The 25,972-nt window shown below is 54.2% G+C and carries 22 protein-coding genes and 1 other annotated feature; of the genes, 15 read left to right on the forward strand and 7 right to left on the reverse strand.

The window, feature by feature from the left end; all coding sequences use genetic code 11:
- Window positions 1-55: 55 nt before the first annotated feature.
- The gene (locus tag J5069_RS14175; protein WP_264644491.1) at window positions 56-1,765 is read left to right on the forward strand and encodes a methyl-accepting chemotaxis protein; all 1,710 of its coding nucleotides are present in this window, start codon (window positions 56-58) and stop codon (window positions 1,763-1,765) included.
- 189 nt (window positions 1,766-1,954) lie between these two features.
- Here J5069_RS14175 and ettA read toward each other — a convergent pair whose 3' ends face one another.
- Window positions 1,955-3,622, reverse strand: a complete 1,668-nt coding sequence (gene ettA, locus J5069_RS14180; RefSeq protein WP_264644492.1) for an energy-dependent translational throttle protein EttA — start codon at window positions 3,620-3,622, stop codon at window positions 1,955-1,957.
- Window positions 3,623-4,079: 457 nt separating this feature from the next.
- On the opposite strand from ettA, the gene sltY reads away from it, so the two are divergent.
- Together sltY and trpR are read left to right on the forward strand one after the other, a co-directional pair.
- A complete protein-coding gene (sltY, locus tag J5069_RS14185) occupies window positions 4,080-5,993 on the forward strand; it encodes a murein transglycosylase (RefSeq protein WP_264644769.1) in 1,914 nt (637 codons plus the stop codon).
- A gap of 98 nt (window positions 5,994-6,091) precedes the next feature.
- Window positions 6,092-6,421, forward strand: coding sequence for a trp operon repressor (gene trpR / locus J5069_RS14190; RefSeq protein WP_264644493.1), 330 nt, complete (start codon window positions 6,092-6,094; stop codon window positions 6,419-6,421).
- Window positions 6,422-6,470: 49 nt separating this feature from the next.
- Here trpR and yjjX read toward each other — a convergent pair whose 3' ends face one another.
- Window positions 6,471-6,995 carry an inosine/xanthosine triphosphatase gene (gene yjjX, locus J5069_RS14195; protein WP_222158267.1) on the reverse strand — a complete coding sequence of 175 codons (525 nt, stop codon included), beginning with the start codon at window positions 6,993-6,995 and terminating at the stop codon, window positions 6,471-6,473.
- Between the two features lie 51 nt (window positions 6,996-7,046).
- On the opposite strand from yjjX, the gene gpmB reads away from it, so the two are divergent.
- Window positions 7,047-7,697: a 2,3-diphosphoglycerate-dependent phosphoglycerate mutase GpmB gene (gpmB, locus tag J5069_RS14200; RefSeq protein ID WP_264644494.1), complete on the forward strand. Its 651-nt coding sequence runs from the start codon at window positions 7,047-7,049 to the stop codon at window positions 7,695-7,697.
- A 12-nt stretch (window positions 7,698-7,709) separates the two neighbouring features.
- On the opposite strand, the gene robA is transcribed toward gpmB, so the two are convergent.
- Complete coding sequence (gene robA / locus J5069_RS14205; protein WP_264644495.1) at window positions 7,710-8,576, reverse strand: MDR efflux pump AcrAB transcriptional activator RobA; 867 nt, start codon at window positions 8,574-8,576, stop codon at window positions 7,710-7,712.
- A 226-nt stretch (window positions 8,577-8,802) separates the two neighbouring features.
- On the opposite strand from robA, the gene creA reads away from it, so the two are divergent.
- A complete protein-coding gene (gene creA / locus J5069_RS14210; protein ID WP_413542244.1) occupies window positions 8,803-9,267 on the forward strand; it encodes a protein CreA in 465 nt (154 codons plus the stop codon).
- Window positions 9,268-9,414: 147 nt separating this feature from the next.
- Window positions 9,415-10,062 (forward strand): Qnr family pentapeptide repeat protein, encoded by a 648-nt coding sequence (locus tag J5069_RS14215; protein WP_264628311.1) that lies wholly within the window; start codon window positions 9,415-9,417, stop codon window positions 10,060-10,062.
- A 149-nt stretch (window positions 10,063-10,211) separates the two neighbouring features.
- Here the strand turns inward: J5069_RS14215 and arcA are convergent, their stop codons facing one another.
- Entirely contained in the window at window positions 10,212-10,928 is a 717-nt protein-coding gene (gene arcA, locus J5069_RS14220) for a two-component system response regulator ArcA (protein WP_195311984.1), read from the reverse strand.
- 771 nt (window positions 10,929-11,699) lie between these two features.
- Between arcA and J5069_RS14225 the strand changes: the two genes are divergently transcribed.
- The 5 genes from J5069_RS14225 to thrC all read left to right on the forward strand — a co-directional run bounded on the left by J5069_RS14225 (window position 11,700) and on the right by thrC (window position 17,380).
- Window positions 11,700-12,383, forward strand: coding sequence for a tRNA/rRNA methyltransferase (locus J5069_RS14225; protein WP_264644496.1), 684 nt, complete (start codon window positions 11,700-11,702; stop codon window positions 12,381-12,383).
- A 90-nt stretch (window positions 12,384-12,473) separates the two neighbouring features.
- Window positions 12,474-12,542 carry a thr operon leader peptide gene (gene thrL / locus J5069_RS24280; RefSeq protein ID WP_369076105.1) on the forward strand — a complete coding sequence of 23 codons (69 nt, stop codon included), beginning with the start codon at window positions 12,474-12,476 and terminating at the stop codon, window positions 12,540-12,542.
- Window positions 12,481-12,597 (forward strand) — a sequence feature (Thr leader region). Its footprint overlaps the gene before it by 62 nt.
- A 98-nt stretch (window positions 12,598-12,695) precedes the next feature.
- Window positions 12,696-15,155 (forward strand): bifunctional aspartate kinase/homoserine dehydrogenase I, encoded by a 2,460-nt coding sequence (gene thrA / locus J5069_RS14230; RefSeq protein ID WP_264644497.1) that lies wholly within the window; start codon window positions 12,696-12,698, stop codon window positions 15,153-15,155.
- A 2-nt stretch (window positions 15,156-15,157) separates the two neighbouring features.
- The gene (gene thrB, locus J5069_RS14235) at window positions 15,158-16,087 is read left to right on the forward strand and encodes a homoserine kinase (RefSeq protein ID WP_264644498.1); all 930 of its coding nucleotides are present in this window, start codon (window positions 15,158-15,160) and stop codon (window positions 16,085-16,087) included.
- Window positions 16,088-16,090: 3 nt separating this feature from the next.
- Window positions 16,091-17,380: a threonine synthase gene (gene thrC / locus J5069_RS14240; RefSeq protein WP_264644499.1), complete on the forward strand. Its 1,290-nt coding sequence runs from the start codon at window positions 16,091-16,093 to the stop codon at window positions 17,378-17,380.
- Between the two features lie 46 nt (window positions 17,381-17,426).
- Here thrC and yaaA read toward each other — a convergent pair whose 3' ends face one another.
- Window positions 17,427-18,200, reverse strand: coding sequence for a peroxide stress protein YaaA (gene yaaA, locus J5069_RS14245; RefSeq protein WP_264644500.1), 774 nt, complete (start codon window positions 18,198-18,200; stop codon window positions 17,427-17,429).
- Between the two features lie 179 nt (window positions 18,201-18,379).
- Between yaaA and tal the strand changes: the two genes are divergently transcribed.
- A complete protein-coding gene (gene tal, locus J5069_RS14250; RefSeq protein WP_264644501.1) occupies window positions 18,380-19,333 on the forward strand; it encodes a transaldolase in 954 nt (317 codons plus the stop codon).
- Between the two features lie 64 nt (window positions 19,334-19,397).
- Here tal and J5069_RS14255 read toward each other — a convergent pair whose 3' ends face one another.
- Window positions 19,398-20,489 (reverse strand): GGDEF domain-containing protein, encoded by a 1,092-nt coding sequence (locus J5069_RS14255; protein WP_264644502.1) that lies wholly within the window; start codon window positions 20,487-20,489, stop codon window positions 19,398-19,400.
- Window positions 20,490-20,721: 232 nt separating this feature from the next.
- On the opposite strand from J5069_RS14255, the gene mog reads away from it, so the two are divergent.
- Both mog and J5069_RS14265 read left to right on the forward strand, forming a co-directional pair.
- Complete coding sequence (gene mog, locus J5069_RS14260; RefSeq protein WP_264644503.1) at window positions 20,722-21,309, forward strand: molybdopterin adenylyltransferase; 588 nt, start codon at window positions 20,722-20,724, stop codon at window positions 21,307-21,309.
- A 127-nt stretch (window positions 21,310-21,436) separates the two neighbouring features.
- Window positions 21,437-22,813, forward strand: a complete 1,377-nt coding sequence (locus J5069_RS14265) for an MFS transporter (RefSeq protein ID WP_264644504.1) — start codon at window positions 21,437-21,439, stop codon at window positions 22,811-22,813.
- A gap of 114 nt (window positions 22,814-22,927) precedes the next feature.
- On the opposite strand, the gene satP is transcribed toward J5069_RS14265, so the two are convergent.
- On the reverse strand, window positions 22,928-23,503 hold the full coding sequence (satP, locus tag J5069_RS14270; protein WP_264644505.1) for an acetate uptake transporter: 576 nt from the start codon (window positions 23,501-23,503) through the stop codon (window positions 22,928-22,930).
- Between the two features lie 522 nt (window positions 23,504-24,025).
- Between satP and dnaK the strand changes: the two genes are divergently transcribed.
- Window positions 24,026-25,933 (forward strand): molecular chaperone DnaK, encoded by a 1,908-nt coding sequence (dnaK, locus tag J5069_RS14275; RefSeq protein WP_264644506.1) that lies wholly within the window; start codon window positions 24,026-24,028, stop codon window positions 25,931-25,933.
- Window positions 25,934-25,972 lie beyond the last annotated feature (39 nt).

Raw genomic sequence — 25,972 nt, forward strand, 5'->3', positions numbered from 1 at the left:
ATGCGTTGCGGAAGGGATATCCATACCAGCCGTTGTCGAAGTGAGAATAACAGTCATGTCCGAGATAAAAGGAAATTCAGGTTATATCAATAACATCAGACTTGTTACGCTATTTATTAGTCTGTTAACGATTATTTTATTGCTGTTCGCTATCTCCATCGGTACGGCGAGTTATTTTCTCAAACAGAGTAACGATGCATTAGACCGGGCCAATCTGGTCTCTGATGTGCGAGCTGGCATCAGCAGCAGCATGGATCAGTTGCGCGTTGCTCGCCAACTGTTGGTTCAGGCGGCCGCGACGCAACGCGTAGGTGATGCCGAGGGCTATAAAAGCGCACTGACGCAGGCAGAGAGTCGTGTAAAAAGCTCACAAAAACGCTTTGATGAATATCTGGCTCGGCCGGATAAATTCAACGCGCCCGCTGGACTGGATGATGAACTTGCTGCCAATTACGCGACCTACCGCGATAAAGCGATCAAGCTGATTGTTGAAGCGGCGAAAAGGGGCGAATTTGAAGAAGTGATTTCGCTGGAAAGCGATGAAGCACGCAAACTGGACGAAGACTACGCACTCTCGGTGCGGAAAGCGGTGCGTTATCTGACGGATAACGCCACGCAAATCAACCAGCATGCTGAGGCCAACTCTCGTCGCGGCTTTATGCTGATGGCGCTCTCCTTTGTGGCCTCCATTGTGATGGCAGTAATCATCTATGTGATTATCCGCAATGCGCTATTGGCTCCGCTGGATCGGTTGGTGACGCGCATTCAACGTATTGCCGCCGGGGATTTAACCCAGCGCGCCAGTGAGATGGGGCGTAACGAAATCGGTATTCTGGGGCAGAACGTCCAGAACATGCAGGCCGCATTGGCAGAAACGGTTAGCGTGGTGCGCGAAGGGGCAACGGCGATTCATCAGGGTTCCACGGAAATTTCCGCCGGTAACGTCGATCTCTCCTCTCGCACGGAGCAGCAGGCAGCCGCGCTGGAAGAGACGGCTGCCAGCATGGAACAACTGACGGCCACGGTAAAGCAAAACTCGGACAACGCCCACCATGCCAGCCAACTGGCGAAAAATGCTTCGACCAAAGCGGAGCAGGGCGGTGATATCGTGAATAACGTGGTGACCACCATGAGCGATATCTCTACCAGTTCACGCAAGATTGCCGACATTACCTCCGTGATTAACGGCATCGCCTTCCAGACCAACATTCTGGCGCTGAATGCCGCCGTTGAAGCCGCCCGTGCCGGTGAGCAAGGGCGCGGGTTTGCCGTGGTGGCCGGTGAAGTGCGCAGTCTGGCACAGCGCAGCGCACAGGCGGCAAAAGAGATTGAATCCTTGATCGGTGAGTCAGGTCGCCTGGTTGATACCGGCGCGCAACTGGTGTCGCAGGCGGGAGAAACCATGGGTGAGATCGTTCAGGCGGTCACCAGCGTGACCGACATCATGGGAGAAATCGCCTCTGCGTCCGATGAACAGAGTCGAGGAATCAGTCAGGTAAGCCAGGCGGTATCGGAAATGGATAGCGCAGTGCAGCAGAATGCGGCGTTGGTACAGGAAGCCTCTGCGGCAGCGGTATCGCTGGAGGAGCAGGCCGGGCGTTTAACGCAGGCGGTTGCGGTGTTCCAGATAGTCCCTTCAGCGCCTACGCGTGCGCTGGCAGGCGCGGCCGCTGCGTCAACGCCGGTGCGCAGCAACCCTGCGTTGCCTGCGGCAGGCACAAAACGGGTCAAGCCGGATGACAATCAGAACTGGGAAACCTTTTGATCGCGATTGATCGGTGAACGCCGTAAAAAAAACGCTCCGACGTCATTCCCGCGAAGACGGGAATCTCTTGCCGAAGAAACGCGTTTCTTCTTATAGAGATCCCCGGCCTACGCCGAGGATGACGAAGGGGAGAGGCCGAGGATGACGAAGCGATAACGTGACTTTGTCATCCTCGACGCTATCAGCACATTACTTCGCGATACGTTTGTACTTGATGCGGTGAGGTTCCAGCGCATCGGCACCCAGCGTGCGTTTCTTGTACTCTTCGTATTCGGTGAAGTTACCTTCGAAGAACTCCACCTTGCCTTCATCCTGATAATCCAGAATGTGAGTCGCAATACGGTCAAGGAACCAACGGTCGTGGGAAATAACCATGGCGCAGCCGGGGAACTCCAGCAGGGCGTTTTCCAGTGCGCGCAGGGTTTCAATATCCAGGTCGTTGGTCGGTTCATCGAGCAGCAGCACGTTGCCGCCGACTTGCAGCAGCTTCGCCAGATGCAGACGACCGCGTTCACCACCGGACAGTTCGCCGACGCGTTTGCCCTGATCTGTGCCTTTAAAGTTAAAGCGACCAACATAGGCGCGACTCGGCATCTCGGTAGTACCAACACGCATGATGTCCAGCCCGCCGGAAACTTCTTCCCACACGGTTTTGCTGTTGTTCATGCTGTCGCGGAACTGATCGACCGACGCCAGTTTTACCGTTTCACCCAGTTCGATAGTGCCGCCATCGGGCTGCTCCTGGCCGGACATCATACGGAACAGCGTTGATTTACCGGCACCGTTCGGGCCGATAATCCCAACAATCGCCCCCTTGGGCACCGCAAACGACAGGCCGTCGATCAGTTGGCGCTCGCCGTAGGCTTTGCTCAGGTTGGTGACTTCCACCACTTTGTCGCCCAGGCGTGGACCCGGTGGAATAAACAGTTCGTTGGTTTCGTTACGTTTCTGGTATTCGGTGCTGTTAAGCTCTTCAAAGCGAGCCAGACGGGCTTTGCCTTTGGCCTGACGACCTTTGGCTCCCTGACGCACCCACTCCAGCTCTTTCTCAATGGATTTACGGCGAGCCGCTTCCTGAGAGGCTTCCTGCGCCAGACGTTGGTCTTTTTGCTCCAGCCAGGAAGAGTAGTTACCTTCCCACGGAATGCCTTCGCCGCGGTCCAGTTCCAGAATCCAGCCAGCGACGTTATCGAGGAAGTAACGGTCGTGGGTAATGGCGACCACGGTGCCTTCGAAGTCGTGCAGGAAGCGTTCCAGCCAGGCCACGGATTCCGCATCCAGGTGGTTGGTCGGTTCGTCGAGCAGCAGCATGTCTGGTTTTTCCAACAGCAGACGACACAGCGCCACGCGACGGCGTTCGCCCCCGGACAGCTTGGCGATTTTCGCATCCCATTCCGGCAGGCGCAGCGCATCGGCAGCACGTTCCAACTGGTTATCCAGATTATGGCCGTCGTGCGCCTGAATGATCTCTTCCAGCTTGCCTTGCTCAGCCGCCAGCTTGTCGAAATCGGCATCCGGATCGGCGTACAGTGCATACACTTCATCCAGACGTTTCAGCGCACCGACCACTTCCGATACCGCTTCTTCGACGGATTCACGTACCGTGTGTTCCGGGTTGAGCTGCGGCTCCTGCGGCAAATAGCCGATTTTGATGCCAGGTTGCGGGCGCGCTTCCCCTTCGATGTCTGTATCAATCCCTGCCATGATGCGCAGCAGGGTGGATTTCCCTGCGCCGTTCAGACCCAGCACGCCAATTTTTGCGCCCGGGAAGAAGCTAAGGGAGATATTTTTTAAGATATGGCGCTTCGGCGGAACCACTTTGCCGACGCGGTGCATGGTATAGACGTATTGAGCCACGTTGCGACTTCGCCTCTCTATAGGTTAAAGGATGCAGTGCGTAGCCCGCGCTGCATCGAGGTTAACGATGAAGGTGGGGCGTCGCCCTCTTCGATTTATCGTTATACTGATGCGGAGTGTAGCTGGTTTCGCCGTGCGATCCCAGCCATCAGCCCTTACAGTCTGTCACTCTGTGAAATGGCTCCAAGGGCTGTGTTATCACGCCCCGCACCCAACCCGGAATTTCTAAACGGTTATCCTTACGTTGCTTGACATTTTATTCCCTTTTGCGACATATCGCAGCCGCGCATCCTGTGCCACACTGGAGGGCAGCAAATGTCGTCTGGATGATGCAAATTTTGCTGATGCAAACCTCGTGTTTGCACTGATGGCGGCATTCTGCGGCGAAATTTATCAGTGATGTGCACATTGCATGTCGATAACCGTTTGGGATGAGGTGGTTTGGATGAAGGGTAACATGGGGCGCTGGGCGCGCATTGCCATCCTGTGTCTGGCGGGGGTGACCAGCGCCGCCATGGCGGATTCGCTGGATGCCCAACGCCAGCGCTATCAGCAGGTTAAACAGGCGTGGGACAGTAATCAGATGGATACCGTGCAGGCGTTAATGCCAACCCTGCGCGATTACCCGCTTTATCCTTACCTGGAATACCGCGCGTTAACGCAATCGCTGGGGCAGGTGAGCAGCAGCGACGTCAGTGCATTTTCGGCGCGTTATCCAACGCTACCGCCAGCACGTAACCTGAAATCTCTGTTTGTGAATGAGCTGGCGCGCCGCGAGGACTGGGCGGGCCTGCTGGCATTTGCGCCAACCTCGCCCAAACCGGTTGCAGCGCACTGTAATCACCTCTATGCGCGCTGGGCGACGGGACAGCGTCAGGGCGTATGGGATGAAGCAAAGGCTATCTGGCTGACCGGACGTTCGCTGCCCACCACCTGCGATAAGCTGTTTGCCGTGTGGGAAGACGCCGGTGAGAAAACGCCGATCGCCGTACTGGAGCGCATTCGGCTGGCGATGAATGAAGGCAGCACCGGGTTGGTGAACTATCTGGTGAAACAGCTTCCGCCTGATTACCGCACCATCAGCGATGCGCTGATGAAATTGCAAAACGACCCCAAAACCGTAGAGCGCTTTGCTCGCAGCGTGGGGCCAACGGATTTTACGCGCAATGCCACGCTGGTCGCCTTCCGCCAACTGGCGCGACAGGATGAAGAGAGCGCCCGTGCGCTTATCAGCACATTGGTTCGGCTGCAAAAAATGAGCGAGGCCGATCGCCGCGAGATGGAAGAAGCGGTGGCCTGGCGTTGGATGGGAACCGGTGCGACGCCCGAACAGGCCGCCTGGCGTGATGCCGTGGCGCAGCGCAGCCAATCAACCAGCCTGATTGAACGCAGGGTGCGCATGACGCTCGGGGAAGGGGATAAAGCGGGGCTGCGCTTCTGGCTCGCGAAACTTCCGGCTGAGGCGCTACAGAAAGAAGAATGGCGCTATTGGCAGGCGATGTTGCTGTTAGATAACGGCCAGCGTCAGGATGGTGAAGCGATACTGCGACAGCTGATGCAGGCGCGGGGGTTCTACCCGATGGTCGCCGCGCAGAAGTTGGGTATCCCCTATTCCTTGACCATTGCGTCGTCCACCCCGGATAAAACCCTGGCACAACGGCCGGAAATTGCGCGTGTGCGCGAACTGATGTACTGGAACATGGACAATCTGGCGCGCAGCGAATGGGGAGAACTGGTGGCGAACAGCGATAAGCCGCGTCAGGGGGCGTTAGCGCGTTACGCGTTGGATCAAGGGTGGGCCGATCTCAGCGTGCAGGCGACCATTGTGGCCAAGCTGTGGGACAATCTGGAAGAACGTTTCCCGCTGGCATGGCGTGATACCTTCCAGCGAATGACGCAAGGGCGCGCCATTCAACAGAGCTATGCGATGGCGATCGCCCGTCAGGAAAGCGCCTGGAACCCTCAGGCGCGCTCGCCGGTGGGGGCGTCCGGCCTGATGCAACTGATGCCTGCCACCGCGCAGCATACCGCGAAGAAGGGCAACCTGAACGGCTATGTTAACAGCAGCCAGCTGTTTGATCCCGAAACCAATATTCTGTTGGGCACTACCTATCTGGATGATGTCTATCAGACGTTCAATAACAACCGCATTCTTGCCAGCGCGGCCTATAATGCCGGGCCTTCGCGCGTGAACACCTGGCTGAAAAACAGCGCAGGGCGTATCGATCCGGTTGCCTTTATTGAAAGTATTCCGTTTACCGAAACGCGTGGCTATGTGAAAAACGTGCTGGCCTACGATGCCTTCTATCGCTATTTTCTGCATCAGAATGACAGCGTATTGACGTCAGCAGAATGGGGGCAGCGTTATTAGGTCTTGCGTCGCCGATGGGATTTTTCACGCACGATATCGGTGATTTCCCAGTGATTATGCTATGCTGCTGTACTCGCTAACGAGTATGGCAGCCCGCTATGACCCCTTTATCACATACCGATCCTGCGCTTTCCGAACACGGCAATGAAGATTGGCTCAAGTTTGTCGAGCTATTGAAGCTTTCTGTGACGGAAGATCTGCATCACCCTCTGTTGCAACTGTTGTTGACGCCGGACGAACGCACGGCGCTTGCGACGCGTGTGCGCATTATTCAGGAGTTGATGCGAGGAGAGATGAGCCAGCGTGAATTGAAAAACGAACTGGGAGCCGGTATTGCTACCATTACGCGCGGTTCCAACAGTTTAAAAGCGGCACCGCCAGCGCTGAAACAGTGGCTGGAAACACAACTGCTGCCTGAGGGCAAATAGGACAGTGGGACGTCGCAGAGGTTAAGGGGCATCGCGCCCCTTAAACGGGTTAGCTTGGCTGGCTGTAAATCGGGTTGTGGAAAGGTACCAACGCCAACAACAGTGCCTGATAGTAGACGCTGGTGCGTGTCAGTTTACCGTCGGTGAACACCCCAATCGCACCGCCCTGATGTTTAATGTCCTGAATGCCGGTCAAACGTGCCATTTCGTCTCCCAGCTCTCTTCCTTCCTTGATTCCTTGTAATATACTTTCCGGCAGCACCAGGCTGGCGGAGCGTGATTCACCACGCAGATGTGGGTTTTCAATCACCATCCAGGCGAACGTCATGCTCTCTTCAATGCCAGCTTCAACGCCGACCCAGAAATTGGCCTCGGGCCGAACCTGACGGGCGCGCATAACGCGGTTGCGGGCTCCGGTACGTGTTTCGGTGGAACCCAAGGGCTGATGAGAAACGCCGCTGTCGACATCAACACCTTCGATGCGACAGTTTTCTTCGCCAAAGACATCCGTGAATGCGAGTGTAATAGCCTTAATTTTTGCCGGGTTGGTAGTGGCAGCGACAACATGGTACATAACGGTTCATACTCTTTTAGTTAATTTGACGCAGTATAATGGAAAAAAGCGATGTTACAGGTATATCTTGTTCGCCACGGTGAAACGGAATGGAACGTGGCTCGGCGTATTCAGGGACAATCTGACAGCCCGTTGACCGCGCAAGGCGAACAGCAGGCCTATCAGGTTGCGAACCGTGTTAAAACGCTAGGCATTACGCATATCTTTACCAGCGATTTAGGGAGGACGCGCCGCACTACGGAGATTATTGCGCAGTCTTGCCATCACTGTGAAGTGGTTGAAGACCCTAATTTGCGTGAGCTGAATATGGGCGTGCTGGAAATGCGCGACATAGACACGCTCAGCCCGCAAGAGGAAACCTGGCGCAAGCAACTGGTGGACGGTACGCCGGATGGCCGCATTCCCGAAGGGGAATCCATGGCGGAGATGGCAACGCGTATGCATCAGGTGCTCGATCGCTGTCTGGCGCTGCCGCCCGGCAGCCGTCCGCTGCTGGTCAGTCATGGTATGGCCCTCGGCTGCTTGTTAAGCACCATCCTTGGGCTGCCCGCCAGTGCAGAACGCCGTTTGCGGTTGCGTAACTGCTCGGTCTCCCGCATCGATTATCAGCAGAGCCCGTGGTTGGCGTCCGGTTGGGTCGTGGAAACCGCCGGGGATGTTTCTCATCTTGATACCCCGGCATTGGATGAACTCCAGCGTTAACGGTGTGCGCGCTTAGCGACGGATAGGGATCAGGTATTCGCAGCGGATCACTTTCGGTGGTCCGTCTTCTTTCGTCCCGTTCGGGGTGAAACGTTCTGCGTCACAGCCGTCGCGACGCGTTAGCTCGAAGGTGGGCAGGCAGGTATCGTACAGGCTGATAATGAAATCCTGTAGCGCATCAGTGGGGCCTTCATAGACGAACAACGCGTACTCGCCGCCGGGAAGCGTAATCGGCTCGCCGGGGTGAACCCCTTCCGGAACGTGTTCTGGCTCCACGGCAGTGGTATAGAGCACATCATGTTCGTCTTCTTTATCCTTGCTCGGGCGGGCGTGATGCAGACCATACAGCAAAGGGGGAATGCATTTGGCTTCGCCCAGGTATTGCCGCCAGAAATGCACGCGCATTTCCGTGCGGAAATTACAGATTTGTTCCAAAGAGCAGTTGCAGTTTTGCGTGACGCCCACCAGTTGCGTATCCGGCAGCGTGACAAACTCAGGTTGCGGCAGTGTGAATTCACCTAAACGCAACGGAGGGCGAATACCGTAGGTATTCCATTCTTCAGCACGACGGTAAGAGGCTGGCGTCTGAGCAAACTGTTTTTTGAACGCGCGCGTGAACGTTTGCTGCGAATCGAAGCGGTATTGCAGCGCGATATCGAGGATTGGCCTGCCGGTCATACACAGTGCCATCGCGGCTTTGGTCAACCGGCGTGCGCGAATATACGCGCCAATGGCGTGCCCAGTGACATCTTTGAACATACGTTGCAGGTGCCATTTGGAGTAGCCGGCTTTTGCTGCCACGTTATCCAGCGACAGTGGCTGGTCAAGATGGTTTTCCAGCCAATTGAGCAGGTCACGTATGATACTGGCTTGATCCATAGAACATCCTCGATAGAACACACAAAGCACGAAGCGCATAGAGATCAGGCATCATAGCAACTTTTTGCTGTTGTCACCGCTTAAGATTTTTGAATAATTTATACAAACAATCAGGTGAAATTTTCATACTTTAGCCCTATATCTAGTAGCGGCATCGTCAGCGGGGGAAAAACCCCTGTAACTTGTTTCCAGACAGAGAGAAATATCGATGAAAAACGCATTAATCATGGGAGCCTGTATGGCGCTGCTGAGCGTGGGCAGCGTCGCCAGGGCGGAACAGATTGGTTCTGTAGATACGGTTTTCAAACTGCTGGGGCCAGACCATAAAATTGTGGTGGAAGCCTTTGACGATCCAGACGTTGCGAACGTTACCTGCTATTTAAGCCGTGCTAAAACCGGCGGCATCAAAGGGGGGTTAGGCCTGGCAGAGGATACCTCCGATGCGGCCATTTCCTGCCAGCAGGTTGGGCCGATTACGCTGTCGGATAAGATAAAGAAAAGTGATGATAGTGGCACGGTGGTGTTCCAAAAGCGCACGTCACTGGTGTTCAAAAAACTTCAGGTGGTCCGTTTCTATGATGAGAAACGCAACGCGCTGGTCTACCTGACTTACTCCGATCGTTTGGTCGATGGCTCACCCAAAAACGCCTTGAGCGCGGTGCCGATCATCCCCTGGGGCAAGAGCGAGTAGTGTGTTAGGGAATACGTGCCGAGACAGAAAAAGCCATTTTCCCCTCGTCATCCTGAGGGGGGGGGGCGTAAATGGACATTGTCAGACTATGCGGCGACTGATATGCCTCGTTAACGCACATAAGGCATAACCATCAGGGGTTAAACGATGAATTCAACGATCTGCACAGAACAACAATTCGTGGGTAGTGCACTGACAGGGAATACCATTAGCGAATGTCGGTTCATCAATTGCGATTTCTCACGTGCAGACCTGACAGAAACCGTGTTCAATAATTGCCATTTCTATGATGATGAAAGCCAGACGGGATGTGATTTTTCGCATTCGGTACTCAAGGAAGCGAGATTTATTGGGTGCGATTTGAGCCTGTGCAATTTCCGGTACGCAGACGCGTTTGGCATTGAGATCAGAGAGTGCCGCGCGCAGGGGGCCGATTTCCGTAGCGCCAGTTTCATGAACAAAATTACAGAGCGAGTTTGGTTTTGCAGTGCTTTCATTATTAAATCAAATCTGAGCTATACCAACTTCTCAAAAACCGTATTAGAGAAATGTGAACTATGGGAAAACCGCTGGACGGCGGCAAATGTACTTGGTGCTTCCTTTGTTGGATCAGATCTCTCTGGCGGTGAATTTAACGAGTTTGACTGGCGTTCAGCTAATTTTACATTTTGTGACCTCACGGGCGCTGCATTGGGGAACCTCACTATCAGGGATACCGAGCTCGACGGTGTGAAGCTTGATATGAATCAGGCGGGTCAACTTCTGATGGATTTAGGGATTATTTTACAAGGTTAGAATGGGGTTGATGCTTTGTCGCTGAACGCAACGCGCTGGGCACGGATGAAAACAGGCATTAAAGCGATTGGCGAGAGCGGAGCCTGAGTTAAAAATAAAAGGCCGAAACCAGAGGGTTTCGGCCTGTCATGAGTCACTGAAAGCGCGTGTTAGTCTTCCAGATCGCCGCAGAAACGGTAACCTTCGCCGTGAATGGTGGCGATGATTTCTGGCGTATCGGCAGTGGATTCGAAATGCTTACGGATGCGGCGAATCGTCACGTCCACGGTGCGGTCGTGCGGTTTCAGCTCGCGGCCGGTCATTTTCTTCAATAGCTCGGCACGGGTCTGAATTTTGCCGGGGTTCTCGCAGAAGTGCAGCATGGCGCGGAACTCGCTGCGCGGCAGCTTGTACTGCTCGCCTGCCGGGCTAATCAGCGAACGGCTGTTGATGTCCAGCTCCCAACCATTGAAGCGGTAGCTTTCTACCAGACGACGCTCTTCGCTCACACCGCCCAAATTCATGGTACGGGACAGCAAATTGCGCGCACGGATAGTCAACTCACGTGGGTTAAACGGTTTGGTGATGTAATCATCCGCACCGATTTCCAGGCCGAGGATCTTATCCACTTCGTTATCACGTCCGGTCAGGAACATCAGCGCGACGCTGGCCTGTTCACGCAGTTCGCGTGCCAACAGCAGGCCGTTTTTGCCGGGCAGATTGATGTCCATGATAACCAGATTGATATCATGTTCGGACAGGATATGGTGCATCTCAGCGCCGTCAGTGGCTTCGTGAACGACATATCCTTCAGCCTCAAAGATGCTCTTGAGGGTGTTGCGAGTTACCAACTCGTCTTCGACAATAAGAATGTGCGGGGTCTGCATGTTTGCTACCTAAAATTGCCAACTAATTATAGAATTCGGAAGTACAGAAGTCGCCATCGGTCTTTTCGTGCCCGCACGCGCGGTGCGAGGTTATAGGGCTCTTACCGGAGTTTGGGGCGCAAAGGGCACGCTCACACTCGCAATGTAGACTAAAGTACGCAAATACGTTCCTGGTGCATGCCTGACTTCACCCGATGCGGCACGTTGCTACAGCAACGACATCTCCGCATATCGGTTGCCTGACGCTGACAAAATTCCGCGTGAATCAGTTGCGCGGGCAGCGCCAGTGCTTTCTACGTGATAACCGGCGATATCAGATGATAATCAGGCTAACTCAACTACGCCTAAAGTGGTGCATAGTTTAACCTTATTAACAGCAACATAACAGTAAGCGCCGATTTTGATCGCTCACAAATCTACGGTTCCGTTGACATATATCAAATTTCATTGTAGCACGTTAACTATTTTGTGAAAAATACTTATAAGATTGCCAGCTTAAGTCACAATCTGCCTGATTTGGATACGATTCAGCAGCGCAAGCGACCGCAACGAATACGGAACGCCATCTTGCGATGGTCATTATATAATGCATTGATATTAAAGCATATGTAATGATTTTTTTGGTTTTTATTCCTTTTTAAGCCTGACCCGCATTTTTTACCGTAAGGTAACGCTCGAATGTTTCATTTTTGTTAATGTAATCCAGGCTGGCGGGACGAGGCGTACCGGGTATTGCATGTCCGCCAGCCACTTTCTCTCTTTGGAGGTTTTGTGCAGTTTTTTATTGTGCTGGTCGCGCCAGCCCGCCCAGAGAACGTGGGGGCGGCAGCCAGAGCCATGAAAACCATGGGATTTCATTCACTGCGTATCGTTGACAGTCAGGCGCACCTTGAGCCCGGTGCACGTCGGGTGGCGCACGGGGCCGGTGATATTCTGGATAATGTGACTTGCTACCCTTCGCTCGCTGACGCGCTGGCCGATGTGGATTTTACCGTTGCGACCACGGCGCGCTCGCGCGCAAAATTCCACTATTACTGCACGCCCAGCGCGTTACTCGACCTGATGCAGGAGAAACAGCAGTGGGTAGGTTCTGCCGCACTGGTGTTTGGTCGTGAAGATTCTGGTCTCACCAACGAGGAGTTGGCGCTGGCGGATATCCTGACGGGGGTGCCGATGCAGGCAGACTATCCGTCACTGAATTTAGGGCAGGCCGTCATGGTCTATTGTTACCAGTTGGCGCAACTGATGCAGGTGCAGGCAGAGACCGCCGAAGCCGCGCAGGCGGGGCAGTTGGTGGCGTTGCGCCATCGGTTGGATAAGCTGTTGGTGACGTTGCAGGTAGACGATGACGAGAAACTGCGTGACTGGCTAATGCAGCGTATCGGGCTGTTACAGCAACGCGATACCGCCATGCTGCATACGTTGCTGCACGATATTGAGAAGGCACTGAAGTGAGATGAAAAAAAGAAATCCATTGACTTCATGTCGCGATTGCCTTAACTAATAGAGGATAGAAACCGATTTATTGATCGAGAATCCTTACGCATGCGTCATATCAGCCTGACCACCACCATTATTACCACCACCATTACTACCAGTAACGGTGCGGGCTGACGCGTAGAAAAGAATCTGAAAAAGCCCGCACCTAAACAGTGCGGGCTTTTTTTTTACGGCGAAGAGCAGGCTACGCCGACCCGGGCCGCCAGCAGCGGCAGCCAAAAGCGCACAGCGTGTTTTGGTGACTGAAACTCAGGAGAAGAGATAAAAATGCGAGTGTTGAAATTTGGCGGGACTTCCGTGGCGAATGCGGCGCGTTTTGCGCGCGTTGCCGATATCATCGAGAGCAATGCGCGTCAGGGACAGGTTGCCACCGTGCTGTCTGCCCCGGCGAAAATCACCAACCACCTGGTGGCGATGATTGATAAAACCGTTGCGGGCCAAGACATTCTGCCGCATATCAACGATGCCGAAACTATCTTTTCTTCTCTGTTAAAAGGGTTGGCGGAATCCCAGCCGGGTTTTCCGTATGAGCGCTTGTCCACGTTGGTACAACAAGAGCTGGGTCAGCTGAAACAGGTTCTGCACGGCATTTCACTGCTGGGGCAGTGCCCGGACAGCGTCAACGCCAGCATCATCTGCCGTGGCGAGAAACTCTCCATCGCCATCATGGAAGCGGTATTTCAGGCGCGTGGTTATAAAGTATCGGTTATCGATCCGGTAAAACGTTTGCTGGCGCAGGGCCATTATCTGGAATCTACCGTGGATATCGCTGAATCCACGCGCCGTATCGCCGAGCAAGGCATCCCTGCCGATCACGTGATTCTGATGGCGGGATTCACCGCGGGTAATGATAAAGGAGAACTGGTGGTACTGGGCCGTAACGGCTCTGATTACTCTGCCGCCGTGTTGGCTGCCTGTTTACGCGCCGACTGTTGTGAAATCTGGACTGACGTGGACGGTGTCTACACCTGCGACCCGCGTCAGGTACCTGATGCGAGACTGCTGAAGTCGATGTCGTATCAGGAAGCGATGGAGCTCTCCTACTTCGGCGCCAAAGTGCTTCACCCCCGTACCATCGCTCCCATCGCCCAGTTCCAAATTCCCTGCCTGATTAAAAATACCGAAAACCCCCAAGCGCCCGGCACACTGATTGGTCTGGACAGCTCTGATACCCAATATCCGGTAAAAGGCATCACCAACCTGAACAACATGGCGATGTTCAACGTTTCCGGCCCCGGCATGAAAGGCATGGTGGGGATGGCGGCGCGCGTGTTTGCGGCAATGTCCCGTGCGGGCATCTCCGTGGTGCTGATCACGCAGTCCTCTTCCGAGTACAGCATCAGCTTCTGCGTGTCGCAAAGCGAGCTGGCCCGTTCCAAGAAAACGCTGGAAGATGAATTCTATCTGGAACTGAAAGACGGCGTGCTGGAACCGCTGGATATCACTGAGCGTCTGGCGATCATTTCCGTGGTGGGTGACGGTATGCGCACGCTGCGCGGCCTTTCCGCCCGCCTGTTCTCCGCGTTGGCCAGCGCCAATATCAATATTATCGCGATTGCGCAGGGCTCTTCTGAGCGCTCCATCTCGGTGGTGGTGGATAACGATGTGGCAGTCACTGGCGTGCGTGTCGCACACCAGATGCTGTTTAACACCGATCAGGTGATCGACGTGTTCGTTATCGGCGTAGGCGGCGTAGGCGGTGCCTTGCTGGAGCAGATTCATCGCCAGCAGCCGTGGCTGAAACAGAAGCATATCGATCTGCGCGTCTGTGGTATTGCCAACTCCAAAGCGTTGCTGACCAATATCAACGGCATTGCGCTGGATTCCTGGCGTGAAGCGCTGAATGAGGCGCGCGAACCCTTCAATCTGGGTCGCCTGATTCGTCTGGTGAAAGAGTACCACCTGCTTAACCCGGTTATCGTGGACTGTACCTCCAATCAGGCGGTGGCCGATCAGTATGCCGATTTCCTGGCCGATGGCTTCCACGTGGTCACGCCAAACAAAAAGGCCAACACCGGCTCCATGAGCTACTACCAGCAACTGCGCAGCGTTGCCGCTAAATCACGCCGCAAGTTCCTGTATGACACCAACGTCGGTGCCGGGCTTCCGGTGATTGAAAACCTGCAAAACCTGTTGAATGCCGGGGATGAGCTGCTGCGTTTCACCGGGATTCTCTCGGGGTCGCTCTCCTTTATCTTCGGTAAGCTGGATGAAGGCATGAGCTTGTCGCAGGCCACGTTGCAGGCGAAAGCCAATGGCTACACCGAGCCCGATCCGCGTGACGATCTGTCTGGCATGGATGTGGCGCGCAAATTGCTGATTCTGGCACGTGAAGCGGGCTATAAGCTGGAACTGGCCGATATCGAGGTGGAGTCGGTGCTGCCGCCGTCCTTTGATGCCTCGGGCGATGTCGACACCTTTATGGCGCGTTTACCCGAGCTGGACGCGCAATTCAGTGAAAAAGTGGCGCAGGCGCGGGAAGCAGGTAAAGTGTTGCGTTATGTCGGCGTGATTGAAGAAGGGCGCTGCAAAGTGCAAATTAGCGCAGTGGGCGGTAACGATCCGCTGTTCAAAGTGAAAGACGGTGAGAATGCGCTGGCGTTCTATAGCCAGTATTACCAGCCATTGCCGCTGGTGCTGCGCGGTTATGGCGCGGGTAATGATGTGACAGCGGCCGGTGTGTTTGCCGATCTGTTGCGCACGCTGTCATGGAAGTCAGGAGTATAATAATGGTTAAAATTTATGCGCCCGCGTCGATCGGCAACGTCAGCGTTGGGTTTGATGTGCTGGGCGCGGCGGTTACGCCGGTTGATGGCTCACTGTTGGGCGATTGCGTGACCGTAACGGCGGCGGAGAGTTTCAGCCTGCGCAATGAAGGCCGTTTTGTCGGCAAACTGCCGAGTGAGCCGAAAGAGAACATTGTCTACCAGTGTTGGGAACGGTTTTGTCAGGAAGTGGGGAAAACCATTCCTGTCGCCATGACGCTGGAAAAGAACATGCCGATCGGCTCGGGTCTGGGTTCCAGCGCCTGTTCCGTGGTCGCCGGTCTGATGGCGATGAACGAATTTTGTGGCAAACCGCTGGATGATACGCGTTTGCTGGCGCTGATGGGCGAGCTGGAAGGGCGTATTTCCGGCAGCGTGCACTACGATAATGTCGCGCCGTGCTTCCTGGGCGGTATTCAACTGATGATCGAGCAAAACGGCATCATCAGCCAGTCGGTACCTGCGTTTGACGATTGGCTGTGGGTGATGGCCTATCCGGGGATCAAAGTGTCGACCGCGGAAGCGCGCGCCATTCTGCCTGCGCAGTATCGCCGTCAGGATTGCATCAGCCATGGCCGTTATCTGGCGGGCTTTATTCACGCTTGTCACACCCGCCAGCCTGCGCTGGCGGCGGCGTTGATGCAGGATGTGATCGCCGAGCCGTACCGTACACGCCTGCTGCCCGGCTTTGCCAACGCGCGTCAGGCGGCAAAAGATATTGGCGCGCTGGCGTGCGGTATCTCCGGTTCAGGGCCGACGCTGTTTTCCGTGTGCGACGATATGGAAAAGGCGCAGCGTCTGGCCAGTTGGCTGCAAGATAACTATTTGCAGAACGATGAAGGGTTTGTTCATATTTGCCGTCTGGATACGACAGGCGCACGTCAATTGGGATAAGGCATGAAACTTTACAACTTAAAAGACCACAACGAGCAGGTCAGCTTCTCGCAGGCGATCAAACAAGGGCTTGGACGCCAGCAAGGGCTGTTCTTCCCGCTGGACCTGCCTGAGTTCAGTTCGACGGAAATCGATGACCTGCTGGAACTGGATCTGGTTACGCGCAGCAGCCGCATTCTTTCTGCCTATCTGGGTGATGAAATTGCTCCAGAAACGGTGTATCAACGTATTAAAGCGGCGTTTACCTTCCCGGCTCCGGTTGCCACGGTTTCTGAAGATATTGCCTCTCTGGAGCTGTTCCACGGCCCGACGCTGGCGTTTAAGGACTTTGGCGGGCGCTTTATGGCGCAGATGCTGGCACAGGTCTCCAACGGGGAAAAAGTCACCATTTTGACGGCAACCTCCGGTGATACCGGTGCGGCGGTCGCGCACGCGTTTTACGGTCTGGAAAACGTGCGTGTGGTTATCTTGTATCCGCGCGGCAAAATCAGCCCGTTGCAGGAGAAGCTGTTCTGTACGCTGGGCGGCAACATCCATACCATCGCGATCGACAGCGATTTCGATGCGTGCCAGGCGCTGGTGAAGCAAGCGTTTGACGATGAAGAGTTGAAGCAGACTATCGGTCTGAACTCTGCCAACTCGATCAATATCAGCCGTTTGCTGGCACAAATCTGCTATTACTTTGAAGCGGTAGCGCAGTTGCCTGCCGCCGCGCGTCAGCAACTGGTGGTGTCGGTGCCGAGTGGTAACTTCGGTGATTTGACCGCCGGTCTGTTGGCAAAATCCCTCGGCTTGCCGATCAAGCGCTTTATCGCCGCTACCAATGCCAATGACACCGTGCCGCGTTATCTCAGCAACGGCGAATGGGCCCCCAATCCGACAGTGGCAACGCTGTCTAACGCGATGGATGTTAGCCAGCCGAACAACTGGCCGCGCGTAGAGGAGTTGTTCCGTCGTAAAAATTGGGCGCTGCCAACGCTGGGATTTGGTGCGGTGAGTGATGATGTGACCAAAGCGACCATGCATGAACTGGAAGCGCTGGGCTACACCTCCGAACCGCATGCGGCCATTGCTTATCGTCTGCTGCGCGACCAACTCCAGCCGGGCGAGTTCGGCTTGTTCCTGGGAACAGCGCATCCGGCGAAATTCAAAGAGAGCGTAGAAGCCATTCTGGGTAAAACGCTGGATCTGCCAGACGCATTGGCGCAGCGCGCGGATCTGGAATTGCTCTCGCACAACTTTGCGCCCGATTTCGCGCAGTTGCGTCAGTTCCTGATGGCGTTGCCGGAATAAGTTATGCTGTTTACCGTTCCCCGCACCGTGCGGGGAACGGTAACCCTCACTGTGCGTGGCGCTTAAAGACAAGCTCCTGCTCGGTCGCGCCATATTCCGCAAAGCAGTAACCTTCCAGATTGAAATCTTGCAGTTGCTCAACCTGCGTCAGCCGGTTTTTGATAATAAAACGGCTCATCAAGCCACGCGCCTTTTTGGCGTAGAAACTGATCACCTTGAACGTGCCGTTTTTCTCATCCAGAAACACCGGTTTTATCAGCGTAGCATTGAGCTTTTTGACATTGACGGATTTGAAGTATTCATCTGACGCCAGATTGACGAGGATGTCATCTCCCTGTGCCTGTAGCGCCTGATTGAGGTGCTGCGTGATGGTATCACCCCAGAAGTGATAAAGATCCTTGCCGGCCTGGTTCTCCAGTCGCGTACCCATTTCCAGACGATAGGGCCGCATCAAGTCCAGCGGGCGCAGTACGCCATACAGCCCGGACAACATGCGCAGATGCTGCTGGGCAAAATCGAAATCTGCTTCGCTGAAATCTTCTGCGGCAAGCCCGGTATAGACGTCGCCTTTAAAGGCCAACAGGGCCTGGCGCGCATTGTCGGGAGTGAAATGGGGCTGCCATTCGCTAAAACGCCCGGCGTTGAGATCCGCCAGTTTGTCACTGATGCTCATCAACGAGGCTATTTGTGCCGGTGTGAGCCGTTTACACAAGGCGATCAGTTCGCTGGCGTGGTCCAGCAACGCGGGCTGCGTGTAGCGCTCGGTGGCTAACGGGCTGGTGTAATCCAGCGTTTTCGCTGGCGAAATGGTGATCAACATGGCATGGCTCCCCTGTTTTTGTTGCAGGTACTGTAGCAAAAAACACAGAAAAAAGGGGCGATGGCTGTAACAGGAAAAGGCTGTCTTGCACGGGGGGCGGTGCGTGTTATTATCGAAACATAAGCGATCAGTAAGAAACACAAGACGACGTTCATATACCCACAACGAGATATGCCAACATGACGGATAAACTGACTTCCTTACGCCAATTGACCACGGTCGTGGCTGATACCGGCGATATCGCCGCGATGAAGCTCTACAAACCGCAGGATGCTACCACCAACCCTTCCCTGATTCTGAACGCGGCGCAAATTCCTGAATACCGCTCTTTGATTGAAGACGCGGTGAAATGGGCGCGTGAGCAGAGCAGCAAACGGGAACAGCAGCTTGTCGATGCCACGGACAAACTGGCCGTCAATATTGGTCTGGAAATCCTGAAACTGATCCCGGGTCGTATCTCCACGGAAGTGGATGCTCGCCTCTCTTATGATACTGAAGCGAGCGTTGCCAAAGCCAAGCATCTGATCAAGCTCTATAACGATGCGGGCATCAGCAACGATCGCATCCTGATCAAACTGGCTTCAACCTGGCAGGGCATCCGCGCCGCCGAGCAGTTGGAAAAAGAAGGCATCAACTGTAACCTGACGCTACTGTTCTCTTTTGCACAAGCGCGCGCCTGTGCGGAAGCGGGTGTCTTCCTGATCTCCCCGTTTGTGGGCCGTATTCTGGACTGGTACAAAGCCAACACCGACAAGAAAGAGTATGCACCGCAGGAAGATCCGGGTGTTGTTTCCGTTACTGAAATTTACGAGTACTACAAAGCGCACGGTTATGAAACCGTGGTGATGGGTGCCAGCTTCCGCAACAGCGGCGAAATTCTTGAGCTGGCGGGCTGCGATCGCCTGACCATTGCGCCAGCGTTGCTGAAAGAATTGTCCGAGTCCACCGGCGATGTGCCGCGCAAACTGGCTTACAGCGGTGAGATTAAAGCGCGCCTAGCGAAAATGACCGAAGCCGAGTTCTACTGGCAGCACAATCAGGACCCGATGGCCGTTGATAAACTGGCGGACGGTATCCGCAAGTTTGCTATCGACCAGGGCAAGCTGGAAAAAATGATTGAAGACCTGCTGTAATCAACGCAGAAAACGCACAAGGCCGGGTTTTCCCGGCCTTTTTTGTTATTGCTGTTTGGGCTGGCTATAGCGCAACGCGGTTACGCTCACGTTTCGCCAGATAGAGTTTCTCATCGGCACGCTTCATCACCTGGGTAAGATCTTCCTGCGCGATATGATACTCCACCAGACCAATACTGACGGAGAGCTTCATCTTCTGGCCCGAAGACGAGGCGCTGGTGGCGTTGCTCACCGCCACTCTGGCCCGTTCAGCCACCCAGTAAGCGTCATCCAGCGCGATATTCGGCAGAACGATGGCAAATTCATCCCCGCCTAAACGGCCAAAGATCTCCTCTTTGCGAAACGAATGTTTCAGGATGGACGCTACCGTTTTCAGCGCGTCATCGCCGCCGTCGTGACCCAAGGTGTCGTTCACGTTTTTAAAGTGATCGATATCGATCAGGATCACGCAGGTGGGGCGTCGGGTCACATTGGCGATTTGCAGCACCTTGTTGGCCGCATGGTAAAAGGCATCGCGGCGCAGGTAGCCCGTCAAATCGTCGTAGCGGGCGGTGGTGGGCAATTCGATCAGGTATTTTTTGGCAAACAGCGAGAGCACGCTACCCAGCATGGCAGCGAGTAGCGCCATAAACGCGGCAATCAGCAGAGACGAAAACGACCTCACAGTTTTATACAGCGTCGGTTCACTCAGTACGCCTGTGGTGCGGATGATAACGCCGTGCAACTCGTCGAGCGGCGACATCAGTGGAAAGATGGTGGTGTAGGTTCCTTTGCCAGCGTACTCTCCCATGGCGGGCAGCTTGTCTTTACACAAGCGCAGGACAGTCATGTCATTGAAGGTCAAATCCAATTGTGACAGGTGGGTGATGCATTCCGACTGTGTGTCACGCGTGTTGAAGCCCAACGTCCTGACACGCACCTGCGTAAAATCGCCCGTCAAAAAGCGCATATCGCTGTCTTTAACTTCACCACCGGTGTTATAGGATTGATAAATATTAATGATGCTATCAAGGTTGTGTCGCTGAGTATTCCACTCAGCCTGACGATCGTGGTAGATAACGAACAGAGCGGCAGAAAAAACCACGGAACCAAAGAAAAAGAAGGCGGATACCGGATGAGAGATGAGTTTGAGTAATTGATATTTCAGACCGGCCATGAACGTTTCCTTGGTACTCGCGCGTACAGTTGCCGCCAGCAATGCGCTAACATACTCAGTGTCGGCGCTAAGTGGCCGTGACTTTAAATATAAACGCAATCTTTTTTCTATGAGGGTCTAAAAAGCTACTTATCTCACATTATTACCGATCGCGCTGATTGTTAAACGATGTGCAGGCCTCATGCGTTAAAAAGATTGTTAAAATCAGATTTTAACTGACAGAGACGTTGTTATGAATGAATTGCGAATTGGCCTGTTATCCGTCTCCGACCGCGCCTCGAGTGGGGTATATCAGGATAAGGGCATCCCAGCGTTGCAGGAGTGGCTTGCTGCTGCGTTGACGACGCCCTTTGTCGTGGAATCTCGCCTCATTCCCGATGAGCAGCCGTTAATTGAACAGGCGTTGTGTGAGCTGGTGGATGAACGTCAGTGTCATCTGGTGCTGACCACCGGTGGTACGGGACCAGCACGGCGCGATGTCACGCCGGATGCCACGCTGGCGGTGGCCGATCGAGAAATGCCGGGCTTTGGTGAACAGATGCGCCAGATCAGCTTGCGCTTTGTGCCTACGGCAATTTTATCGCGTCAGGTGGGGGTTATTCGTAAACAGGCATTGATCCTGAACCTGCCGGGGCAACCCAAATCCATCAAAGAGACGCTGGAAGGGCTGAAAGACGATGCGGGAAACGTGGTACTGCCAGGGATTTTTGCCAGTGTACCGTATTGTATACAGCTGCTGGAAGGACCTTATGTCGAAACAAATCCGCAAGTGGTAGCAGCATTTCGCCCAAAGAGTGCGATCCGCGACACAAAAAGCTAACGTTAGTCCATTTTAAGCATAAGCTACAGCTTTGCTGGAGTGTAAAATTTTAGTCGTTATAGTAATCTTAGCTTTACACAAAGACGGCGAATTATTTTTCTCTCACTCTGGCCTTATTCGGTAACTTATGAACGGTGATAACGCTCCATCACAATCATTTTCAGCACAACAATCGTCAGCGCGACCATTGCCGCAATCACCACAACACCAGCGCCAACTGAACGGGCAGGACTACAAAACGCTCTCCCTGGCGGCGCTGGGTGGCGCGTTGGAGTTCTACGATTTCATTATTTTCGTGTTTTTCGCCGCGGTGATTGGCGAGCTGTTTTTCCCGCCTGATATTCCCGAGTGGCTGCGCCAACTGCAAACCTTCGGCATCTTTGCCGCAGGTTATCTGGCCCGCCCGTTGGGGGGCATCATCATGGCCCACTTTGGCGATCTGGTGGGCCGTAAAAAGATGTTCAGCCTGAGCATTTTCCTGATGGCGGTGCCTACGCTGGCCATGGGGATGTTGCCCACCTATGAAAGCATGGGGATTGCTGCGCCGGTACTGTTGCTGTTGATGCGTATTTTACAAGGTGCTGCGATTGGCGGCGAAGTGCCGGGAGCCTGGGTGTTTGTCTCTGAGCATGTGCCACGTTCCCGCATTGGGCTGGCGTGTGGCATTCTGACGGCGGGGCTGACGCTCGGTATTCTGCTCGGTTCTGCCATTGCGACACTGCTCAATAGCACGTTAACCCCGCAGCAGATTATCGGCGGCGGCTGGCGTATTCCGTTCTTCCTTGGAGGTATCTTTGGTTTCTTTGCCATGTATTTGCGTCGCTGGCTGCAAGAGACACCGGTGTTTATGGAGATGCAGGCGCACAAGCGTCTGGCGGATGAATTACCGCTTAAATCGGTAGTGATGAAACATAAAACGGCTGTCGTGGTATCGATGTTGCTGACCTGGCTGCTCTCTGCCTGCATCGTGGTGGTGATCCTGATGGCACCGACCTATTTGCAAAAAGCGCACGGTATCCCCGCTTCTATGGCGTTGCAGGCCAACTGTCTGGCGACCATCACCCTGATGATTGGCTGTGTGGCCGTCGGGCTGATCGTCGATCGCGTGGGCGCTGGCAAGACGTTTATTTTTGGCAGCATTGTGCTGGCGGCGGGCTGCGCTTTCTTCTATCTGGTGGCCGCGCGCGATCCTTCGCTGCTGTTCTTAGGGTATGCGGTTGCGGGATTATGCGTTGGCGTAGTCGGTGCGGTGCCTTATGTGATGGTGCAAGCGTTCCCGCCAGAAGTGCGTTTCTCGGGCATCTCTTTTTCTTACAACGTCTCTTATGCGATTTTCGGCGGCCTGACGCCGATAAGCGTCACGCTGATGATGCAGATTACCCCTATCGCACCCGCCGTTTATGTGCTGGCGTTGTCCGGGCTTGGCTTGCTGCTGGGGCTTTATCTCTATCAGACACAGTCGCGTCGTCGCGTGGCGCTGACTGAGTCGGCACAGAGCCTGTAGCGTTCCGGTGACAACACAATAAAAAAGCCCGGCGCATGCGCCGGGCTTTTTATTGCAGGCTTTTTATTGCAGGCTTTTGATTGCGGGCTTTTTATTGCAAGTAATGCGAGGCGCTTAGTGTGCCGCGCCGCGTGCACCAATCGGCAGTACCGTACGGCCAAACTGCCCGTTCAGCACTTCAGCCATCGCCAGGTAGATGGCGCTGGCACCGCAAATAATGCCTTCGTAGCCCGCGATGGTCAGCAGACCGTGGTTACCGGTGAAATTACCGATAGCCAGCAAAGCAAACAGCAGCGTCAGGCTGGCAAATACGAACTGCAATGCGCGGTTAGCGCACAGCGTGCCGAAGAACATAAACAGGGTGAAAACACCCCACAGACCGAGGAATACCCCGAGAAACTGTGCGTCGCTGGCTTCTGCCAGACCCATTTTCGGCAGCATCAGAATGCCGACCAGCGTCAGCCAGAATGCACCGTAAGAGGTGAATGCGGTCACGCCAAAGGTGTTGCCTTTCTTGTATTCCAACAGCCCTGCGATGATCTGGGCGATGCCGCCGTAGAAAATCCCCATGCTGAGAATGATGGAAGAAAGTGGGAAAAAGCCTGCGTTATGCAGGTTAAGAAGAATGGTGGTCATCCCGAAGCCCATCAGTCCTAACGGACCGGGATTCGCCAGCGAGTTCGTTTGCATAAATCCTCAGAATACAATAGTGGAGTTGTGTAGCTTGCTCGATGCCGCGCTCTGTCGGTATTTCCTGATCTCTGGCGAGCTGTCCTTGCTCGTCGTCCCGATAGACCCTTGCGATTTAACTGTGAAAGCTCGGTAACAGTAAAAACAACGCAACGGTGAAATTTTCAAAAAAATGTAAATTGCGGCGCGGCATAATAGCGGGACGATTGCGCGGATACAACAAGGCGCAAGAGGAATAGTTTGATCATAAAGGGGATCGCCTGCATTTTTTTTTCGCTCCCCCCCTTGATGAGGAAATTGTTGTCCCCATCTTATTTCCAACCGAAACGGTTTGACCTCTTGTAACGGGATGTGCTGGGCAGCGTGAGTTTGCCGAGGCATCGAAGAACGCCGTGTGGATGAGGAGACCTCGTGAGGGCAAAAATTGAATAATTGCACCTTGTTGAGTTGAAAATCCCCTTTTCGCCCGCATAGTAGGTTGAACGACCACACCGAATACGACTTTTTAGTGGAGATGTTTAGATGGGTAAGATTATTGGTATCGACCTGGGTACAACCAACTCTTGTGTAGCGATTATGGACGGTACGCAGGTTAAAGTACTGGAAAACAGCGAGGGCGATCGCACAACGCCTTCTATTATTGCTTATACGCAAGATGGTGAAATTCTGGTTGGCCAGCCCGCTAAACGTCAGGCTGTGACTAACCCGAAAAATACCCTGTTTGCTATCAAGCGTCTGATTGGCCGTCGCTTCAAAGATGAAGAAGTGCAGCGTGATAGCAATATCATGCCGTACAACATCGTTGCGGCAGATAACGGCGACGCTTGGCTGGAAGTGAAAGATCAGAAAATGGCACCGCCGCAGATCTCTGCTGAAGTGCTGAAAAAAATGAAGAAAACGGCAGAAGACTACCTTGGTGAAACCATCACCGAAGCGGTTATCACTGTGCCGGCGTATTTTAACGATGCGCAACGTCAGGCGACCAAAGATGCGGGCCGCATTGCGGGTCTGGAAGTAAAACGTATCATCAACGAACCGACAGCGGCTGCGCTGGCCTATGGTCTTGATAAAGAAGTCGGCAACCGCACCATTGCGGTTTATGACCTGGGCGGCGGTACGTTTGATATTTCCATCATCGAAATCGATGAAGTTGACGGCGAAAAAACCTTTGAAGTACTGGCAACCAACGGTGATACCCACCTGGGTGGCGAAGACTTCGACAGCCGTATGATCAACTATCTGGTTGATGAATTTAAGAAAGAGCAGGGCTTTGACCTGCGCAACGATCCGTTGGCGATGCAGCGTCTGAAAGAAGCAGCAGAAAAAGCGAAAATTGAGCTTTCCTCTGCGCAACAGACCGACGTTAACCTGCCGTACATCACGGCGGATGCCACCGGTCCGAAACACCTGAACATCAAAGTGACTCGCGCCAAGCTGGAGTCGCTGGTAGAAGAGCTGGTGACCCGTTCACTGGAGCCGCTGAAAGTCGCATTGCAGGATGCCGGGCTGTCCGTTTCTGACGTACAGGACGTGATTCTGGTGGGTGGTCAAACCCGTATGCCGCTGGTGCAGAAGAAAGTGGCTGACTTCTTTGGCAAAGAACCGCGCAAAGACGTCAACCCAGATGAAGCTGTGGCGATTGGTGCCGCGGTGCAGGGCGGCGTGTTGGCCGGTGACGTTAAAGACGTGCTGCTGCTGGACGTTACTCCGCTGTCGCTGGGTATCGAAACCATGGGTGGCGTGATGACACCGCTGATCACCAAGAACACCACCATCCCGACCAAACACAGCCAGGTGTTCTCTACGGCGGAAGATAACCAGTCCGCTGTAACCATCCATGTGTTGCAGGGTGAACGTAAACGTGCGCACGACAACAAATCACTGGGTCAGTTTAACCTGGATGGGATTCAGGGCGCACCGCGCGGTATGCCGCAGATCGAAGTGACGTTTGACATCGATGCCGACGGCATCCTGCACGTTTCCGCTAAAGACAAAAACAGCGGCCGCGAGCAGAACATCACCATCAAAGCGTCTTCTGGCTTGAATGAAGATGAAATCCAGAAGATGGTGCGCGATGCAGAAGCGAATGCGGAAGCTGACCGTAAGTTTGAAGAGCTGGTACAGGCGCGTAACCAGGGCGATCACCTGCTGCATAGCACCCGTAAGCAGCTGGAAGAGTCTGGCGACAAGCTGGCCGCTAACGATAAAACCGCGATTGAAGATGGCCTGAAAGCGCTGGAAAGTGCACTGAAAGGCGAAGATAAAGCGGAGATCGAAGCGAAGATCCAAACGTTGATCGAAGCGTCTGCCAAACTGCTGGAAGCATCGCAACAGCAGGCACAAGCTGGCGCAGGCAATGCAGATGATGCGGCGCGTAAAGAAGACGACGTTGTAGACGCTGAATTCGAAGAAGTGAAAGACAAAAAATAATCGCCCTTAGGCGGGCGCAACAACGGTGATAAGCCGTTG

The organism is Candidatus Symbiopectobacterium sp. NZEC127 (genome assembly GCF_025962675.1).
Lineage (GTDB): Bacteria > Pseudomonadota > Gammaproteobacteria > Enterobacterales > Enterobacteriaceae > Symbiopectobacterium.